Annotated in this window: 4 protein-coding genes and 1 tRNA gene; all 5 read right to left on the bottom strand. The window is 63.0% G+C overall.

Annotated features, from left to right (window positions below; all coding sequences use genetic code 11):
• Positions 1-602 (bottom strand): IF-2-associated domain-containing protein (locus AC1DMG_RS20810; RefSeq protein WP_477181029.1); only part of this gene is annotated, 602 nt, incomplete at its 3' end.
• A 167-nt stretch (positions 603-769) separates the two neighbouring features.
• Positions 770-2,275 carry a transcription termination factor NusA gene (nusA, locus tag AC1DMG_RS20805; RefSeq protein WP_441604073.1) on the bottom strand — a complete coding sequence of 502 codons (1,506 nt, stop codon included), beginning with the start codon at positions 2,273-2,275 and terminating at the stop codon, positions 770-772.
• 49 nt (positions 2,276-2,324) lie between these two features.
• Entirely contained in the window at positions 2,325-2,840 is a 516-nt protein-coding gene (locus AC1DMG_RS20800) for a ribosome maturation factor RimP (RefSeq protein WP_441604072.1), read from the bottom strand.
• A gap of 222 nt (positions 2,841-3,062) precedes the next feature.
• Positions 3,063-3,139, bottom strand: a tRNA-Met gene (locus AC1DMG_RS20795).
• 124 nt (positions 3,140-3,263) lie between these two features.
• Positions 3,264-3,744 (bottom strand): NADH-quinone oxidoreductase subunit N (locus AC1DMG_RS20790; protein ID WP_477181028.1); only part of this gene is annotated, 481 nt, incomplete at its 5' end.

Here is a 3,744-nt window from a genome sequence, read left to right as displayed (position 1 = left end):
GGCTCGGCCACCATCGGCGTCGGCTCGCTGCGTGCGGGGGCAGAGGCAGCTTCGGCGGCCACCTGGCGCTCCTGCTGTTCCCTGGCGCGTGCAGCGGCCTCAGCCTCGGCCTGCTGGCGACGCTGTTCTTCTTCAGCCTCGCGCTGGCGCTGAGCTTCGTCGGCGCGCTGCTGGGCTTCTTCCTGGCGGCGGCGATCCGCATCCAGGCGCTCGGTTTCTTCGTGGTCGCGCTGCGTCTGAGATTCCTGCAGCTTGCGCACGGCGTCTTCGCGCTCGACGTCATTGCCCGCTTCTTCGGCGATGACGCTGCGCTTGACGTAGGTTCGCTTGGCGCGCACTTCGACGTTCACCGTCTTGGCGCTGGCAGCGGCACCGCGGCCGCCCGGCGTGGCGACTTTGAGCTCGCTGACCTTGCGGCGCTTGAGGGTGATCTGGCGGGGCGAGCTGTCGTCCGCTTCCGCGGGACTGATCTCGGTTTTGCCATGGGTACGGCGCAGGAAGCCCAGCAGCTTCACCTTTTCGGTGCTGCTGATGATCTGCTCCGGATCGGAGAATTTCATACCAGCTTCGCCCAGCTGCCCAAGCAGCCTGTCCACCGRCATGCCAAGTACCTTGGCAAGTTGTTTGATCGTTACGTCCGACATCGTGTTCTTTCTCCGCCGTTCCCGCGCTTAACGTCCGTGCGGCTTCGCCTGCACAGCCAACCCATCCATGGTGGAGGCATCTCAGCCCTCCTCGGTGCGCTCTTCCAGAGCGCTACCGCCCGCGGTTAGCCACCTTTCTCCAGACGAGCGATCATCGGCGCACGTGCTGCCATGATCAGCGCCGCAGCGCGTTCCTCGTCCATGCCATCGATGTCGATCAGGTCATCAACCGCGAGGTCGGCCAGATCGTCCACCGAGACCACTTCACGCGAAGCCAGCGCAAATGCGGTGGCCTCGTCCATGCCCGGCAGATGCAGGAGTTCATCGGACGGCTGATGCTCGTCGATGCCCTCTTCCACGGCCAGTGCTTCGGTGAGCAGCGCGTCGCGGGCGCGGGCGCGGAGCTCTTCAACAATGTCTTCGTCGAAACCTTCCACGGCCAGCAGCTCGGCGCTCGGCACATAGGCGATTTCTTCGACGCTGGAGAAGCCTTCCTGCACGAGGATGTTGGCGATCTCCTGGTCCACTTCCAGCTTTTCCATGAACAGCTGGCGTGCGGCTTCCTGTTCGGCCTCGCTCTTGGCGGCGACCTGGTCCTGCGTCATCACGTTGAGCTGCCAGCCGGTGAGCTTGCTGGCGAGGCGCACGTTCTGGCCACCGCGACCGATGGCCTGGGACAGCTTGTCCTCGGCGACGGCGATGTCCATCGAGTGCTTCTCTTCGTCCATGATAATGGACTGCACTTCGGCCGGCGCCATCGCGTTGATGACGTACTGGGCCTGGTTTTCGTGCCACAGGATGATGTCCACGCGCTCGCCATTGAGCTCGTTGGACACGGCCTGCACGCGCGAACCGCGCATGCCGATGCAGGCGCCGATGGGATCGGTGCGGGTGTCGTGCGCAACCACGGCGATCTTGGCGCGGTCGCCCGGATCGCGGGCGCAGCCCTTGATCTCGACCAGGCCCTGGCCCACTTCCGGCACTTCGAGCTTGAACAGCTCGATCATGAATTCCGGTGCGGCCCGCGAGACGAACAGCTGCGGGCCGCGGGCTTCGGAGCGCACCTCGTAGAGGTAACCGCGCACGCGGTCGCCGACACGGGCCGATTCGCGCGGAATGGTGCGGTCGCGCGGGATGAAGGCCTCGGCATTGCTGCCCAGGTCCAGATAGACGTTGCCGCGCTCGACGCGCTTGACGATGCCGGTAACCAGCTCGCCCACGCGTTCGCGGAAGGCGTCGACCACCTGCATGCGCTCGGCTTCGCGCACGCGCTGCACGATCACCTGCTTGGCGGCCTGGGCGGCGATGCGGCCGAATTCGGCGTTCTCGACCTGCTGCTCGATGTATTCGCCGACCTCAGCGTCTTCGCGCTCGTCGACGGCGTCCATCAGGCGCACCTGGTGGTAAGGCGATTCCATCTCACCGTCGTCGGCGATGATTTCCCAACGACGGAACGTTTCGTAATCGCCGGAGTGGCGATCGATGACCACGCGGACATCCGGATCTTCATCCGGATAGCGCTTCTTGGCGGCGGACGCGAGAGCCGCTTCCATGGCCTGGAAAATCACTTCACGCGGCACGCCTTTTTCATTGGCAACCGCGTCAACCACCAGCAAAAGTTCTTTGCTCATTGCAGCAACTCCGTAGACGCCGCCGGCGCCCCATCGGTTTTAAGTTGATTTACTTCGCGGCCTTCTTGCCCGGGGCTTTACCCGGCTTGGGCTGCGGCACATAACCGAGCGCCACCCAGTCGGGCACCACGCGCGCGCTTTCCACCGCGTCATGGTCGAACTCGAAGGTCTTGCCTTCGGCTTCCAGCGAGATCCGCTCGCCTTCGACCGAGATCACCTTGCCGCGCAAGCGGCGACGTCCTTCCATGGGCGCCTTGAGCAAAATCTTCACTTCCGTTCCCGCCACCTTGGCGAACTGCGCCGCGGTAAACAGCGGACGGTCGATGCCGGGCGACGAAACTTCCAACACGTAATGCCCCGGAATCGGATCTTCCACGTCGAGCATGGCCGAGATTTCCCGGCTGGCCGCCTCGCAGTCTTCGACGTTGATCTCGCGGCCCTCGGTGTCGAGGAAGACACGCAGGGTACTCTGCCCCTGCGACGGGGTGAACTCCACGCCGATGCATTCCAGGCCCAGATCGGCCAGAACTTCCGTAAAGCGTTGAGCCAGTGCCTGCGTATCCATGATTGCCCTACCGTTACTGATCGCCAGAAACAAAAAATGGGCTCAAGCGGCCCATTCCATGCTCTAAAAATAGAGCGTCTYGCCGATGTCCCGACCCATCCAGACTCTTTCGGGGCACCTGGGGCGCAGCCAGCATCTAAGCGGCTTGTGACGCACGTGCGACGCTTCCTTGCGCCCAACAAAAAAGCCTCACGAGGAGGCTTTCTTGTTCTAAGAAAGATCTGGTAGCGGGGGTAGGATTCGAACCTACGACCTTCGGGTTATGAGCCCGACGAGCTGCCAGACTGCTCCACCCCGCATCAGAGTCCGCAAAGATTAGCGAGATGGCCGAATTCTTGCAAGCCTTTTCGCTAACTAATTTCACTTCATCGACAAGAAAGCGTCACGGAGATGCGGCCGCGACGCCCAAAAATCAAGCAATCATCAACCGACGAAAACGCTCTGGCACCAGCCGAACAGCGGGCCCCAGACGATGCCGAGCACCAGCAGCGCAAGCACGTTCAACGACAGTACCAGACGCACCGAGACGTCCTTCTGCAGATGCACTTCGGTGCCTTCCACCGGCTTGTCGAAGTACATCACCTTGACCACGCGCAGGTAGTAATAGAGGCCGATGATGGCGAACACCGCGCCGACCAGGGCCAGCCACAGGAAGCCGGCATGGATCGCCGCCTGGAACACCAGCAGCTTGCCGAAGAAGCCGAACAGCGGCGGCACGCCGGCCAGCGAGAACATCACCAGCATCATCAGGAACGCCGCCCACGGCGAGCGCTGGTTGAGGCCCTTGAGATCGTCGATCTCTTCGCACTCAAAGCCGGCACGCGCCAGCGCCAGGATCATGCCGAACGCTGCGGCGCTGGTGATCGCATAGCTGATCGCATAGAACAGCGACGAGGCATAGCCT

The sequence above is a fragment of the Dyella sp. 01N36 genome, assembly GCF_056399745.1.
This window is presented reverse-complemented; position numbering and strand designations above follow the sequence as displayed.

Coding starts and splice junctions, on each gene's coding strand:
- AC1DMG_RS20800 (WP_441604072.1), bottom strand. CDS start 2,840: ATGGATACGCAGGCACTGGCTCAACGCTTTACGGAAGTTCTGGCCGAT.
- nusA (WP_441604073.1), bottom strand. CDS start 2,275: ATGAGCAAAGAACTTTTGCTGGTGGTTGACGCGGTTGCCAATGAAAAA.